The 15,220-nt window shown below is 68.7% G+C and carries 8 protein-coding genes and 1 pseudogene; 4 read left to right on the top strand and 5 right to left on the bottom strand.

All coding sequences use genetic code 11. The features are described 5' to 3' along the window. Positions 1-93 precede the first annotated feature (93 nt). The 4 genes from NI1_RS12600 to NI1_RS12585 form a co-directional block, all read right to left on the bottom strand. Positions 94-1,311, bottom strand: coding sequence for a DUF7373 family lipoprotein (locus tag NI1_RS12600; protein ID WP_067818901.1), 1,218 nt, complete (start codon positions 1,309-1,311; stop codon positions 94-96). 21 nt (positions 1,312-1,332) lie between these two features. Beyond that, a complete protein-coding gene (locus tag NI1_RS12595) occupies positions 1,333-2,466 on the bottom strand; it encodes a DUF7373 family lipoprotein (protein ID WP_084523066.1) in 1,134 nt (377 codons plus the stop codon). A 127-nt stretch (positions 2,467-2,593) separates the two neighbouring features. Continuing rightward, positions 2,594-4,174: a serine/threonine-protein kinase gene (locus tag NI1_RS12590; RefSeq protein WP_067818895.1), complete on the bottom strand. Its 1,581-nt coding sequence runs from the start codon at positions 4,172-4,174 to the stop codon at positions 2,594-2,596. Positions 4,175-4,235: 61 nt separating this feature from the next. Then, a complete protein-coding gene (locus NI1_RS12585; protein ID WP_067818892.1) occupies positions 4,236-5,444 on the bottom strand; it encodes a DUF7373 family lipoprotein in 1,209 nt (402 codons plus the stop codon). A gap of 199 nt (positions 5,445-5,643) precedes the next feature. Here NI1_RS12585 and NI1_RS12580 point away from each other — a divergent pair, with 199 nt between their 5' ends. Continuing rightward, a complete protein-coding gene (locus NI1_RS12580) occupies positions 5,644-7,020 on the top strand; it encodes an FHA domain-containing protein (RefSeq protein WP_067818889.1) in 1,377 nt (458 codons plus the stop codon). 75 nt (positions 7,021-7,095) lie between these two features. Here NI1_RS12580 and NI1_RS12575 read toward each other — a convergent pair whose 3' ends face one another. Beyond that, positions 7,096-8,502: a neutral zinc metallopeptidase gene (locus NI1_RS12575; protein WP_067819316.1), complete on the bottom strand. Its 1,407-nt coding sequence runs from the start codon at positions 8,500-8,502 to the stop codon at positions 7,096-7,098. 162 nt (positions 8,503-8,664) lie between these two features. On the opposite strand from NI1_RS12575, the pseudogene NI1_RS40110 reads away from it, so the two are divergent. The 3 genes and pseudogenes from NI1_RS40110 to NI1_RS39235 all read left to right on the top strand — a co-directional run. Next, positions 8,665-8,874: pseudogene (locus NI1_RS40110) on the top strand (FHA domain-containing protein); the annotation flags it as partial. Between the two features lie 834 nt (positions 8,875-9,708). Beyond that, positions 9,709-11,760, top strand: a complete 2,052-nt coding sequence (locus tag NI1_RS12565) for an ATP-binding cassette domain-containing protein (RefSeq protein ID WP_157535104.1) — start codon at positions 9,709-9,711, stop codon at positions 11,758-11,760. Between the two features lie 139 nt (positions 11,761-11,899). Next, complete coding sequence (locus NI1_RS39235) at positions 11,900-15,076, top strand: hypothetical protein (RefSeq protein ID WP_245663187.1); 3,177 nt, start codon at positions 11,900-11,902, stop codon at positions 15,074-15,076. Positions 15,077-15,220: the final 144 nt, after the last annotated feature.

Genomic DNA, 15,220 nt, shown 5'->3' with positions numbered 1-15,220 from the left:
CCTATCCGAGGATCGCCGCCGGTGACCAGTGCTTACGTCCGAACGGTGAGGTCACGCACGCGAGATCGATCTCACACCATGCGCTCTACCGGGCTACCAGGTGCCGTTTGCCAGCAATGCGTACTGGGCGGCAGCTTTCTGGTGAACATCCTCGAGCTGATCGGCCTCCACCGTCGCGGTGAAGTTCCGGTAGTTCACCGCACAACGGAACCGCTTCTGGCTCGTGCCCTTGGAAGTGTTTTCGCCGCATGCCGCACCCGGTACCCCAGCGGGGGCATCGGCCGCACCCGGATAGCTACGTTCGACCACCGCGCCACGGAGTTTCCCCGCCGCCTCGGCATCGCGGGTGCGGTAAAGCACCGAGACGCCGGTGTAGGACGAGCCGGAGATACCGACCCGGTCCACTCCGTAGTCACGCAGAATCCGGCTGGTGTAGTCCTGATCGGATATCCGGTGCTGATATCCACGCTGACCGAGGGTGATCTGCGAGGTGATGTCCGGGGTGCCGATGCCGTCCGGATTGAGGGTGCGGCGTAGCAGCCCGTCCGCATCGGCGGGCAACCGCAGCACGCCTTCGCGGTCGAGCGGCGGGAGTGCATCGAGCAGCGGGAGCTGCACGTCGAAGATCTTCTCGGCCAGCGCGCTCAGCTTGCCGGTCTCCGCCTCCCCGGAGCCCGCGTAGATCGCCACCACATAGTTGCCGCGGGCGATCTCGGCGCCGATGCTGGCCACCCCGGGCCGCCAATGTGCATGTGCCTCAGGATATTTCGACAGGTTGATCCGCTCATTGCGATCCGCCGCGACATTGAAGTCGGCTTCCTCCAGCTCCGCAGCTGCCCGCGTGGCCGTCGCCGCGTCCGGGAACTGCATGACCGTCACGGTGGTGAAGGGGCTGTCCTCCGGCGCCTTCCCCGTCTTCTTGTCGGGTTCCTTCTCACTGTGGCCGACCGCGTACCCGAACATCAGGCCGTTGCGATCCAGAATCGGCGCGGAGACATCCGCCAGCACTTTGGTGGCCTTCGAAGAATCCAGGAAGGGCACGGATCCGGTGCCGTACTTGAACTTCGGATCGATCTCCGGCCCCGTCGCCACCTGGTCGGCGAGGCGCGCGAGCGCCAGATTGAAGCCGTTGCTCATGTCGTGGTGGTAGGCGTAGCGCTCTTCCAGCGGACCGGTGGGGTACTTGCCGACATTCAGGGTGCGGACATCGATCTCGCCGGGGCGTGCCGAGCCATCGACCTGAGAAGTGCAGGCGGACAAGGCGATTGCGGTCAGTGCCAGCGCCGCGGCGCGAAAACGTCGTGAAAGCATGGAATTTCCTCGACTCTGCGATCAGCCGGCGTTGACCAGCATGGCGTACTGGGCCGAAATGCGCTGCTGGGCGTCGAGCAGCTGATTCGCCGATACTTCGGCGGCGTAGCGGCCGTGCTGGACGAAGCAATAGAAGCTGATCGCGTATTTCGAAGCGATGTACTGGCGGCACTTGGCATTCGGCAGATTGGCCGGGGATTCGACGGCCTTGAACAGCCGTGTGGTCTGAGCGTGGTCGGCCACGATCTTGGCGGCCCCGGCGGCATCGCGAGCGCGGTAGACGGTGCCACCGCGGAAGCCGAGGCGGTCCACGCCCGTCTCCTCGAATAGTTTCACCTGGTCCTCGCCCTGCTTGATATGCAGCGCGGCATGCGGCCCGTACACCCCGGGGACACCGGGCTGCGAGCTGTCGGCGGTGACGGTGGACAGGGCGCGACCCAGCATCTTGTCGGGATCCACCGCCAGCTCCATCAGCTTGTCCTGCGGCGTGGCGGAGAACTTGGCGATGGCGGGCGGGATGACGTCCAGGCTGCGCTCCACTCGGCCGAGCAGTTTCGGCAGATCGCGCTGCTTTATCTGGGACATGACGCTGTCGTACACATAGGTGAAGACGACGAATTTGCCGGTGGCGTACCAGGATCGAACCGGCCCGCCGACGCCGCTGATGCTGTTCTCGATATGCACGACGGCGTCCGGATACTTGTCGATCTTCAGCTCTTCGTTGGCGGCGCTCTCGAAATCCAGCTTGCCCAGCGCCTGCGCCGCGGCCGAGGCGGACTGCTCATCACTGAACAGCAAGACCAGGTTCTCGAGCTCGTAGGACAGGCTGGACTCGGAATCGGACTTGCCCGTGCTGACGAATCCGGAGACGAAACCGGGCGCGGCGGCGTTCATGGCCGCGCCGTCGGCCTTGGTGCGGGTTTTCACCGCTCCGGAGGTGAAGTCGACGAAGGCGCGTACGACGGTGCTCATGGCCTGCGCCGGATACTTGACCTCGGGAATCACTTCCGAGGGCAGCGGCACGTATTCGGCCAGCCGCCAAGCCTCCACCAGCTTCGCCATCTCGATGGCGGTGGGTTTGTCGTAGACCTTGGGCTGCGTGGGCAGATTGCCGACATCGAGCTTGGCCAGATCGATGACGGGCTCCGCCGGCACCGCCGATTCCGTGGATGATTCGGACCCGCACGCGGTGGTCCAAGCCACCGCCGCCGCTAGACCCGCTGCCAATAAGGCACGACCGAAGTTGCGCATTTCCCTCCCCGAAGCAAAGACCCCGGTAACCCTACTTGATCACCTTGCGCAGCGCGGGGACCAGTTTGCTGATCAGAATCTGCTCGGACTCCGGCGACCAGGTGCGCAAGGCGGCGACGGCGGCCGCATCGTCCAGCGGAATCACGATGGCGCGCGAGGAGGTGATGGCGCTCGGCAGGCCGAGCAGCCCCCCGTTGCCCGCCTTCTCGTCGCTGCGGACCGCCACGATGTACGAGTCGTCGGTGACCTTCAGCGCGGAGTAGCCCTCGACGGGCCGGGGCGAGGGCTCGTCGCCACTGCGCGGGTACTCCAGGTTGTAGACGAAGCCGAGGTCCTTCAGGAACTGCGTCTGCTCGGTGCCGTCCAAATAGATGGAGAACTTGTTGCTCAGCGTCGACTGCGCGACATCGACCAGGGTGATGGTCTTGCCCGCGAAGGACGGATTCTCGCTGCGCGCCTTGGACATCGGAGGCATGGCGGCGCTGGGCGAGGTGGCCGTCGTCTCGGCTGCCCGCGATACGGTCACGTCGGCGTTCACGCTGCCGTCGTCTCCGGTCGCGATGACCACGCCGATCCCGGCCGCGAGTGCCACCACCGCCGCGCCGGCCGCCCCGGCATAGAGCCCCTTGCGGCTCTTGCGCGGCGCGGCGATCTGCCCGGGACCCGAAGGGGCGGTGTAGTTTTCGGTCGGATCGCCGGAGTTGACGAATCCGGGCGGCGCCACCTGGATCGGATAGGTGGGGGAAGTATTGGTGGAGATCGGATTCCAGCCCGGGGTCAGCGCATTGGTCAGCGCGTCGGTGAATTCCCGGCAGGTGTTGTACCGCTGCGCCGGATCCTTGGCCATGGCCACCGCGATCACGTGATCCAGCGCCTGCGGCAGCTGCGGGTTCAGCGCGGTCGCCCGCGGCGGCGGCTCGTGCAGGTGCCCCATCATGACCAGCGCGGGTTGCGTTGCGGGATAAGGATTCTGGCCGGTGAGCAGTTTGAAGAACGAGCACGCCAGGCTGTAGATATCGGCGCGATGGTCCAGCGAGTGCCCGGACAGCTGCTCCGGCGGCGCGTAGGCGATGGTGGCCACGAAGCTGCCGGTCTGGGTGAGCTCGGTGGCGTCCTCGGTGGACTTGGCGACCCCGAAGTCGGCCAGCAGCGCGCGATCCTCCTCGTTCTCGGAGATGGCGAGCAGGAAGTTGGCGGGCTTCACATCCCGGTGCAGCAGGCCCTTGCGATGCGCGTAGTCCAGGCCGCGCCCGATCTCGGCGGTGATGCGCAGCGCGCGCAGCGGGGTCATGGCCGCCGGATCGCGCTTCTGCTCGGCGGAGGCGTCGGTGCCCTCCACGTACTGCATGGCGATCCAGAGCTGGCCGTTCTCCTCACCGCGATTGTGCACCGAGACGATGTTCGGATGATCCAGTCCGGCAACCAGATTGGCCTCGCGTTGGAAGCGGCCACGGAACTCGTCATTGCGGGAGAGTTCGGCGGAGAGCACCTTGAGCGCGTCCATGCGCGGCAGGCTCGGATGCTTGGCCAGGTAGACGGTGCCCATACCGCCGGCACCGAGCACCCGCTCGATGCGATACCCGCCGACGATGGTGCCGGGACTCATCACCATGTCAGTACTCCTGGATAGCTCGGGGTGGTGCGGTGCCCCCGGAGCTTACTGGAGGCCGTGTTCAGAGGCTGTTCGCCAGCAGGGCGTATTCGGCCGCCACCTGCTGGCGGACGTCGGATTCGTTGTCGCTGGACACCACGCCGAGATAGCGCTTGTAGTAGACGTAGCAACGGTTCTTGTACTCGGATTCGGTGTCGCCCTTGCTGTTCAGCCGTACGCATTTGGCGGTCGGCAGATCCTTCGGCGCCTCGATGGCGTCGTAGTGGTCGCCCTCGTCGGCGATCAGGGCATCGAACATGATCTTCGCGCCCGCCTCGTCGCGGGTGCGGACCAGCGCCGAGGTCTTGTCGATGGCGATGGCATCCGCGCCGCTGTCGGTGACCGCCTGCTGGATCTTGGTCTGGTTCAAGGCCCCGTGCACGATCTTGGTACCGCCGTAGACCCCGAAGAGCTGCGGATCCGGGGTGCCGCCCTCCTTGCGGTCCTCGGTCACCAGCCGGGCCAGCAGATTGTCCGGATCCACCTTCAGGCTGGAGAGTTTCGACTCCGGCGTCGGCTGGAACTTCTCCAGCACCGGCACCTCGGCGTCGAGGGTCTTGCGCACCCACTCCAGCAGATCCTTCTCCTCCGCCTTGGGCCGCTCGATGAAGAGCGAGATCACGAACTGCTTGTAGGCCATGAAGGTGCCGACCGTGGCCACGCCGGGCCGCCAATGGATCTGCGCGTCCGGGTACTGGCTCAGCGAGAGTTTGCGATTCAGGTCCGCGGCGACATTGAAGTCGGCGTCCTCGAGCTCGCGCGCGGCCGTCTTGGCGGTCTTCTCGTCGGCGAACCGCAGCGCCATAGTGGTCACCGTGGTGGTACCCGCCCCGGCCTTCTTGCCCGGTTTGGTCTGATCCGATCCGCTGGCCATGAATCCGGCGAGCAGGTTGTTGCGCTCCAGCACCGCCTGCGACGGCGCGGCCAGACCCATATCGGTGGCGTCCTTCGCGCTCGCGGTGGCGCGGCCGCCGCGGCCGTACACCAGCGAGGGATCGATCCGCACCGACGGCACCACCGCATCGGCCATCCGGAAGCCTTCCAGCAGTGGGCCGTTGCCCTTGGCGTCCTGGGGATAACTGAAGCGATCCACCGCGTAGGCGCCGACCTCCAGCTTGCGCACATCCGGTTCGCCCGCGACCGGGGTGCCGGAGACATTGCAGGCCGCGAGTAGCAGGGCGGTCGCGACAGAGCAGGCGACGAACAGCGAAGTGCGTGCGGTGCGAACCATGGCAGGTCCTCGTTCCTCCCGTGCGATGCATCAAAAGTAGCGGACCGGAGCCGCCGCCGGGCGCTGTCGAAAGATCGTCGGACAGCATCCGCAAACTCATCGCCGGAGAGCGGCCCGGATGCAACACCGCGGGGCGACGTAACCTGGTCGATGTGCTGAACATCCCGCGCCGCGCAGCTTCCGGGGGCCGGTTCCGTTGATGGATCGGCAGGTCGAGGTTGTTTCCGGCCCCCATGTGCTCATCCGGACGGCCGGCGCTGTGATCCTGGTCGCACACCGGGAGCGGGGTCCGGCGAGCGCGGAATCCAAGGCCGCGGTGGCCGCCCGCGCCCTCGCCGACCTGGTTGCCGAGGTCACCGATCAGGCCCCCGACGGGCCGGGACGATTGGTTGCCCGGCAGGCCACCCGGTGGCTGATGAAGGAGGCCGAGCGGATCTCGCCGGGGGTGCCCATCGAATTCGGGATCCTCTCCGCGGCCGATACCGGCGGGGTCGCCATCTTCCTGCACGGATCGGTGACGGCGGTGCTGGCCGGGCAGACGGTCGAGTACTACCGGGGCAGTGACGCGGCCTTCACCGTCGACCGGGTGGCCGAGCATCCGAAGCTGGCGGCGGCGCTCTTCATCGACGACGGGACGCGGCGCGCGCCCGAACTACCCGAGCGCGGTATCGGTGCGCTCATCGAGGGCACGGCGGCCGCGACCGGGGCGGTGGTCTGGTTCCCGGGCGAACCCGTGCTGCCCCGGCGATCGGCGCGGCTGACCACCGGCGAGCGGCGACTGGTGGAACCGCCGCCGCCGACCGCGGCCTTCGATCCGGAGCCGGAGCGAATTCCGCTGGACCCCAACCTGGTTCCCACCCGCACCTCGGCCCGGCTGCCCACCGAACTCGACTTCGACCTCGGAAACCAGTCCGCCACCGCCGGATACGATCCGGCGGCCGGCGAGTTCGACGACGGGGAGACCGAGGAGGAGGCGCTGCCGGTCGGCCTCTTCGATCCGCATCGCGCGCCGACCGAGATGGGCGGCACCAATCCCGCGCCCAAACCCGATCCGGATCTGCAACGACGGCTGGACGCCACCGCCAAGGCCACCGCGCTCACCGTCAAGGTGCTCGGATTCAAGTGCGCGCGTGCCCATCCCAGTGATCCGCGGGCGGCGTTCTGCACGGTGTGCGGGATGCCGGTGGATCAGACCCAGCAGGTCTCGGAGGTGATCCGGCCGCCGCTGGGAATGCTGATCCTGGACGACGGCATGACCTACGTGGTCTCCACCGATGCGGTGATCGGGCGCGATCCGGAGAACTCCGAGCCCGCGCGGGCCGGGCTGGTGCCCCTGCGGATCGACGACGCCTCCGGGGGGATGTCGCGGGCGCACGCCGAAATCCGTTTGCTGAACTGGGATATCACCGTCATCGATCGCGGGTCGACCAACGGGACCCGGGTGCGGTTGCCCGGATACCGGGATTGGGTTCGGCTGCAACCGAATCAGCCCATGACGCTGCTCACCGGTGCGGAGCTCATGCTCGGCAACCGGGTGCTTCGACTGGAGCCGGTCGCGCCGCCGCCGTTCGGGTAATCGCCTTCGTCATCCCGGCGTGCTCTGAGCCGGGATCCAGCGGTGGATTCCGGCTAAAAGCATGCCGGAATGACATCAGGAGTAGCGGGCTTTACAGATTTCCTGGGTGCCCAGCACACCTGCTCGGAAGGCATCCACCCGGGAGAATCCGCTCGGCACCGTCTGGCCGTTGGTATCGCTGGCCGCCAGCCCGTCGGTGAGCAGGCCCGAGACGGCCTCGTCCAGGTCGCCGGCGGAAAGGCTCACGCTGCCTGCGGCTTTGGATCGGTTCGGATCGGCCAGTTTGGCCGTCACCACCCCGGCCAGGCAGGCCGCGCGCAGGCCGGTCTTCGCGCCCTTGAGCGTCTGCCCGGCCGAGTGCTGCACCGCCAGCGCGTATCTGGAGATGAAGACGACATAGGCGGTGAAGTCACCGGTCACCTTGACCGGCAGGCCGTCCGACTCACCGGTATTGGAGACGCCACGCTCGTGCAGGGCGGTGATATCGGTGCCGATGGTGTTGGTGGCCGGGCAGTAGGTGACCGGCTCGGTGTCGGAGGCGTTGCGGCACTTCAGTTTCGCGGAGGCGTAGTCGTACTTCGGTTCCGGGTCGATCGGCATGATGGTCGCCATCGACTTGGCCAGATCCTCCAGATTCGCCTGGCTGACATCGGATTCGCCGTGCGAGGCGTCATTGCCGAAGGTCTGCGGCAGGTTGCCGCGGCGGCGCTCGATCTCGTCGGCGTCGATGGCCTTGCAGCCCTTGGGGCCGTCGGTGAAGCCGACCTGCACCGCGGTCACCCGCTCGAACGCCGAACCGTGCACGCTCTCCGGATCGTCGGGATTGTCGTCGCGAATGGCGACGGTGGCGGCCAGCACCTGGTTCAGGCCGTCGGAGGTATTGATGGTGAAGTGCTTCGAGTTGCCTTCGGCCACATTGCGGATGAAGGCGCCGGCGAAGCAGTCCGCCTGCTGTTCCTTGACGATGGTGGCGGTCTTGCGGCCGACCAGATCGGCCATCAACTGGATGGCGTGGCCGTATTCGTGGGCCAGCACCATGACCACCGACATCTTGCCGAAGGTCTCCTGCACCGCGGGCAGCAGCACCGCGCGGTCCCAGCCGATGGAGCCGTCGGTCTTGCAATACGCGGCATTGACCAAGCGGTAGGTGCTTTCTTCGCAGAACTCGACCGCCTGCGCGCGCTTGGCCTTGGAGCTCCAGGACAGGAACTTGTCGACCGGTTTGAACTCGCCGCCGAATTCCTTGGGGTACTCGGCCTGCCAATAGGTCTGGATGTCCTCCAGGGCATTGAGTACCAAGCGGTCGATCTCGCCGCCGTCGGAGTTCGATGCGGTCAGGGTGGTGTCCGGGACATTGGCGCGCGGTCCGTTCGGACCACCGGTGGTGGGCAGGCCCGCGACCTTGAACGGATCGTCGTAGATGGAAACCGGATGGCCGGAGACCATCCGCGTACATCCGGTCAGCAAGGTCGCCACCAGCATGAGGATGCCCAGCGCCACCGCCCGCCGACGTCCGACCACGGCCACCCCCTGGCGTCTAGCCACTTCCACTCCCTCGCAGGCCAACGGACATCCGCCCGGGTCACAGGCGTACGGCTGCTGAGCGCAAAGCCGTGAGCCCGGGCCTTCGCATATTATGCGGCCATGTCTTCACCGGGGGCGCAGCAGATCACCGTGCGTCATGAGGGAACCGATCGGGTCTTCGACGCGAGCCAGCAGGTCACCATGGGGCGCGCCCCGGAAGTGGCCTTGTTCGTGGACAGCCCACTCGTGTCCAGGGTGCACGCGATCCTCAGCTACGAGGCCGGGTCCTGGATGCTGACCGACAACGGCAGCACCAACGGGGTGTTCGTGGACGCGCGGCGGATCACCACGCCGATCGTGATCAATCGGGCCACGCAGGTGCGGCTGGGGGACGCGATCAGCGGTCCGCTGCTGCATCTGCTGCCGTCCGGGTCGCGGATTCCGGCGGGGGGCGCCGCGCCGGAGAACCCCCAGTTCCAGGGCGGGGCAGGGGGATTCGGCGGGCAGTTCCGGCAGGACGCGCCGCAATTCCGGCCGGACGGCGGGCAGCAGCGGCCGGAGGGGCAGCCGTGGCAGCAGGATCGGCGGCCGGCGCCGGGGCAGCGGCCGCCGTCCGGGGCGCAGCAGAATGTGCCAGGGCCGCAGCATGGTCAGCGGCCGCCGCAGGGATACGGGCCGCAGGGGCCCGGGCCGCAGGGCGGCGCGCGGGGGCCGCAGCATGGGCAGCCGCCGGGGCAGCATGGGCAACAGCCCGGTCAGCACGGACAGCCGGGATTGCATGGGCAGCAACCGGGTCAGCACGGCCAGGTGCCAGGTCAGCGGGGGCAGCAGCCCGGTCAGCACGGCCAGCAGCCGGGTCAGCACGGCCAGCAGCCCGGTCAGCGGGGACCTCAGCCAGGTCAGTTCGGTCAGTTCGGGCAGCCGGGTCAGGGTGCGCAGGGGCCCGGCCAGCAATTCGGTCGGCCGAATCCCGCTCAGGGACGGCCGAATCCGCAGCAATCGGGACCGAACCCGCAGCAGTCCGCGCCGAATCCGTTGCAGCCCACGCCGCAGCAGTCCGGGGCGAATCCCCTGCAATACGGGCAGAATCCGGCCCACGCGGGGGTGAATCCGCAGCGCTCGGGGCCGACTCCGCTGCAATCGGGCGCGAACCCGGTGCAGGACATGCCATTGCATCCGGATGTGCCGGACAACATCAATATGACGGCCCGGGCCAGCACCGCCGCACTGCCGCCGATGCGGGCGCGGTCCAGCAAGTCGGCCGTCGCCAAGGCCGATCGGCTGCCGCCGGGCGGCCTGAGCATCGGCCGCACCAGCGACAACGAGATCGTCGTCAATGATCCGATGGCCTCGCGCAAGCACGCCCGACTCGTCGCCGACCCGCAGGGCCTGGCCATCGAGGACCTGGGTTCGGCCAACGGCACCTTCGTCAACGGCCGCCGCGAGCAGCGCACCCTGCTGCGCGAGCGCGACATCGTCACCATCGGCAATGTCGACTTCGCGGTCGAGGAAGGCTCTTTGGTGCACCGGCAGCGGCCGGTCGCCGAACAGGGCCTGCACGTGCACGGCATCGGCTTCACCGTCGAGGGCAACAAGCAGCTGCTGGTCGATGTGAACATGGCGGCCGGGCGGGGGTCGCTGACCGCGCTCATCGGACCCTCCGGCGCGGGCAAGTCCACGCTGTCGCGGCTCATCGCCGGTACCACCTCGCCCTCGACCGGTGTGGTCACCTTCGAGGGCCGCAATCTGCACGCCGAATACGACGCGCTCCGATCCCGGATCGGCATGGTGCCGCAGGACGATGTGCTGCACCGCCAGCTCACCGTGAAGCAGGCGCTCGGATTCGCCGCGCAGCTGCGGCTGCCGCCCGACACCAGCAAGGCCGACCGGCAGCGGGTGATCGACGGTGTGCTGGACGAACTTTCGCTCACCCAGCACGCGGATACCCGCGTCGACCGGCTCTCCGGTGGTCAGCGCAAGCGCGCGTCGGTGGCCATGGAGTTGCTCACCGGTCCGTCGCTGCTCATTCTCGACGAGCCCACCTCCGGTCTGGATCCGGCGCTGGATCGCCAGGTCATGACCATGCTGCGGGAGCTGGCCGACGCCGGGCGCACCGTCATCGTGGTCACCCACTCGGTGGCCTGCCTGGACATGTGCGATCAGGTGCTGCTGCTCGCGCCGGGCGGCAAGACCGCGTTCTGCGGGCATCCGGGCACCGTGCGCGATTTCCTCGGCACCAGCGATTGGGCCGAGATCTTCGCGCGGGTGGCCGACGATCCCGATCACGCCTTCGCCAATTTCCGTTCCCGCCAGGCGTTCGCGCCGCCACCGCCGGCCGCGCCGCCGGGGGAGAAGGCGAAGGGGCCGAAATCGAGTGCGCTGAAGCAGTTCTCGACGCTCTCGCGGCGGCAGATCCGGCTGGTGCTCGCCGATCGCGGATATTTGACGTTCCTTTTGGTGCTGCCGTTCGTGCTGGGCGGTCTGTCACTGGTGGTGCCCGGCAGCAACGGGTTCCAGAAGGGCGCGCTCAAGCAGATGCCGGACGGGTCGTTCCAGCTGGTCGGCGGTAGTGAATCGCAGCAGCTGCTGGTGGTTCTGATTCTCGGCGCGTGCTTCATGGGATCGACGCTGACCGTGCGTGATCTGGTGGGCGAGCGGCCCATCTACTTCCGGGAGCGGGCGGTCGGCCTGCGCTCCGGGGCGTACCTGATGTCCAAGATCGTGGTGTTCAGCCTGGCGGCGCTGCTGCAATCGGCGGTCATGGTGGGCATCGTGCTGGTCGGGAAGAAGCGGCCCTCGGCGGGTTCGGTGATTCCGGCGGGCAGCCTCGAGCTGTATGTCGATATCGCGCTGACGGCCATCACCTGCGTGGTGGTGGGGTTGCTGCTGTCCACGCTGGCCAAATCCAACGAGCAGGTGATGCCGTTGCTGGTGGTCACCATCATGGCCCAGCTGGTCATGGCGGGCGGGTTGATCCCGGTGACGGGACGAGTTGTGCTGGAACAGATTTCCTGGCTGTTCCCCGCGCGCTGGGGGTATGCCTCCGGGGCGTCCACGGTCGATGTGCGCAAGCTCTTCCCGAGTGCGCAACCGGACTCGTTGTGGAAGCACGAGGCGGGTATCTGGGCGCTGGATGTTTCGGTGCTCGGCGTGCTGATCATCGTGCTGGCGCTGCTCACCTGGTCGCGACTGCGCTTGAAGAAGTCGGCCTCGTGAAGCCGGTGCGGAAGCGGCCCGTGACGGCGTTGCCGAACAGGTGCGGGGGACCGGATTCCGGCGACGCGCCGGGGTTCGCCCTGCGCGAAGTGTCGGTTCGGTCGCGCACCCGTCGCGCGGAACAGGCACACTGATGGCTGTGACAGCTCGAGTTGGCGCAGTGCATCTCGGCTGGGACGTGGTCTCGGTGGCCGCCGGTGGCGGCGGGTCCCCGATACGGCCGGTCCAGGTCGAAGGTACGTACACACCGCCCGCATACCTGCTGGCGGACTCGTCCGGCCGGCTGCACACCGCCGGGGTGGACCGGCGGCCCGACGTCGGCATCGCCATCTCCGACGTGCGCGACATCCTCGGGCACCCGCAGATCGTGGTGGCCGGGGCCACCTGGCCCGCCGACCTGGTCTTCCGGGCACGCCTGCACAACCCGGTCGAGGCGATCGTCAAACACCTGGGCGGTGCGCCCGACGTGATCGCCGTGCCGTTCCCCGACGAATGGCCGGACCCGAAGGTCGACGAATACGTCCGCCTGGTCGAACTGCTCGGCTACCCCGCCGAGCCGCTGCCCGAATCCGTCGCGCTCTCCGGCTACGTCCGCGCCCTCGGCCTGGTGCGCGCACCAGGCCGAGGCCCCGCGGTGGGCGCCACCGGCGTCTACTCCGACGGCCGCGAATGCCTCGTGGTCGCGGTCCACGGCGACGACGACCGCCCCACCGAATCCGTCTCGGTTCCCATCGACGCCGAAGCGCTGCACGACGCCCGCTCCGCCGACAACGTGGTCATCGAGGTGATGGCGGCGGCCCGAGCCATCGACGCCGACACCTCGACCATCCTGCTGACCGGCAACGTCTGCTTCAACGACGCCCTCCGCCTGGCCTTCCAGAACCACCTCGGCCACCGCTTCCAGGTAGCCGACCACCCCATGCACGCCCTCGTCCTGGGCGCCGCCCACCTCCTCGTCGCCGACTCCGACGCGGGCGACCACCCCGAACCCCAACCCCGCCACCAGCATCCGCACGCGAGCCCGGAAGGTTCCGGCCGGCCGCCGGCCCACGGTGCCGGGTCCCCCCAGGCATCGACCGGTCCTGCCGGTGGTGCGGCACCCGGCCCCGGCCCCGCCGGGAGTGCGGGCGCGAGTGGATCAATGCAGGGCGACACCAACGCGCCCGGACTCGGCGCCGCGCCCGGTATGGAAACGGTGATCGACAGCCCGAGCCGGCGGATCGACCAGGGCCCGCGCCACGTCCCGCAGCCCCAGCCGCAATCCCCGGCCCAACTGGACCCGATGCAGCGCCAGCCCGAACCCCTGCCCCAGCAGCCGGAAATGGTTCAGCGCCACACGGATTCCCCGCCCACGAGCGAATCCCCCTCGCCCCGACCGGATTCCGTCCGCCCGCCGATGAGCACGCCATCCGCCGCCCCGGCAGTAGGAGAGGACGAGGAAACCCGCCGCATCACCCCGGACGACATCGCGCAGATGAATGCCGTTGTCGCGCATCACGCCGACGCCAAGCGCCGCGCCGCGCAGAGTTCCGCACAGCCCGCGGATCCAACTCAGCGGGTGACCGCGGATGATCTCGCACGCGCTTCGGGTGCGGGCCAGCATGCCGATGTGACGCGACGGGTGACCGCTGAGGATCTCGCGCAGGCGGGGGGAACAGGTTCGCAGCAGGCCGGAGCGAGTCCGCATCAGGCGGGTGCCGGTGTAAATCAGGGTGATTCGGCTCAACCGGGGACGCCGGAGGATCTCGGTCAGGCAGGTAGTTCTCGGTCGCTGCCGCCGGGGCTCGCGAATGTGGGTAGCCGGTTCACTCGGCCGCCCGCCAAGGCGAGTTCGCCGGCCGATGATCAGATGACCGCTGTCATGGGCCGTCCGCAACAGCCGGGGACCGGGCAGCCGCCGCAGCAGCCGGGCGGTGCGTACGCCCCTGGCGCCTACGGCGCTCCGCAAGGTCCGAGCACTGGTTCCTACGGTGCCGTCCAGCCGGGTTCGCCCGGCGCACAACCAGGTTCGCCGGGCGGCTACGGCCAGGTCCCGGGTGCGGACTCGGCCGGAGGCGGCTACGGCCAGGTCCCCGGCTACGGCTCGGCCGGCAGTCCGGCGCAGGGTGGCTACGGGTACGGCCCCGACGCGGGTCAGAGCGGTAGCGGTTACGGTCCCGACGCCAGCCGGAGCGGGTATGGCTCCGACGCGGGTCAGGGGGGTAGCGGGTATGGTCCCGACGCCACCCAGGGCGGTAGTGGCTACGGTCCCGACAGTGGTCAGGGTGGTGGCGGTTACGGGCCCGGAAGTGGTTCTGCCGCTGGCGGTTACGGTCCCGGCGGGGGTTCGGGTGCGGCCGGTTATGGGACCGGGAGCAATCCGGTGGTCGGTGGGTACGGCCAGGGTGGCAACCCCGCAGCAGGCGGCTACGGTTCGGCGCCGGGCGGTGAGCACGGTGCGGCCGGTGGGCCGGGCGGTGCGTACGGAAACGCCGGTGGCCAGGGCGGTTCCGGTGGATATCCGGGGGCCGGTGGGGGCTACGGTCCCGGCGGCACCGGGTACGGCGCGCCGGGCGGCGGCGCCGCGCCGGGAAGCGGGAATTTTGCTGGACCTGGCGGAAACGCTCCTGGTCAGGGTGGATCGGGGTACGGTGGGGCGATGCCTCCCACTGGGCCGCGTCCGTCTGGTTCGCCGGAAGACGCCGCCGGACAATCGGATTCGAGTTCGGAGTCCGAGGGTGGGCGCAAGCCTCGCAAGGGCAAGCTCTGGAACAAGATGAAAGACAACCTGTTCGGCGCACCCATCGTGGTGGGCGCGGCCGCGCTGGCGGCGGTCGGCATGCACGCCGACGACCAGTCCACCCAGCACGCGAGCGCCATCGGTGAGATCGGCACCGCCGATTCCCTTGCCGGATCGGACATTCGCGGCATCGGGGACGCGACGCCCGGCCTCCCGTCCTTCGCCTCCGCCATCCGCGATGCGAGCGCCTCGGCGGTTCGCGATGCGAGCGGCTCGACTGTTCGCGACGCGAGCGCGCCACTTTCGTTCCAGCCCGCATCGAACTCGGCCGCGACCTTCGACCTCACCACCACCCTCGACCAAGCGGGCCCCTTGCTCGCCGCGTTCGGTGACTGGCCGGCCGTGGAACGCAGCGCCCTCCAGGCGGGTGACGCCTGCGCGTTCACCCCGTCCGTCAACACCGATCCGCGCCCGGGCATCTCCAGCATCGGCGACCCTCAAGAGCTGGACTGCCTCGGCCGCGGCACCGGCACCCTCCGCTACTCGGTCCCCGGACCGGTGCGCGGCGCCGACCCCGGACCCCCGCTCGCCATCTGATCGGCGCTGCCCGCGCCACCGGTGTGGTGCGGCCACTGCTGCGCGACGGCTGTGCGATCCGTACCGCGGCCATCGCCGGCGCGGACGCGGGAGGCCCGCTCCACCGCATAGACGCGGACGCGGGAGGTCTGCCTCCACCGCATC

This window comes from Nocardia inohanensis NBRC 100128 (genome assembly GCF_001612945.1).
GTDB classification, from domain to species: Bacteria; Actinomycetota; Actinomycetes; order Mycobacteriales; family Mycobacteriaceae; genus Nocardia; species Nocardia inohanensis.
Note: the sequence above shows the minus strand (reverse complement) of the source record. Positions and strands in the feature narration are given on the sequence as shown.

Bases quoted from the DNA above. Each gene is read 5' to 3' on its own strand.
- NI1_RS12600 (WP_067818901.1), bottom strand. From the start codon at position 1,311: ATGCTTTCACGACGTTTTCGCGCCGCGGCGCTGGCACTGACCGCAATC.
- NI1_RS12580 (WP_067818889.1), top strand. From the start codon at position 5,644: ATGGATCGGCAGGTCGAGGTTGTTTCCGGCCCCCATGTGCTCATCCGG.
- NI1_RS12590 (WP_067818895.1), bottom strand. From the start codon at position 4,174: ATGGTGATGAGTCCCGGCACCATCGTCGGCGGGTATCGCATCGAGCGG.
- NI1_RS12585 (WP_067818892.1), bottom strand. From the start codon at position 5,444: ATGGTTCGCACCGCACGCACTTCGCTGTTCGTCGCCTGCTCTGTCGCG.
- NI1_RS12575 (WP_067819316.1), bottom strand. From the start codon at position 8,502: ATGCTGGTGGCGACCTTGCTGACCGGATGTACGCGGATGGTCTCCGGC.
- NI1_RS12565 (WP_157535104.1), top strand. From the start codon at position 9,709: ATGCCATTGCATCCGGATGTGCCGGACAACATCAATATGACGGCCCGG.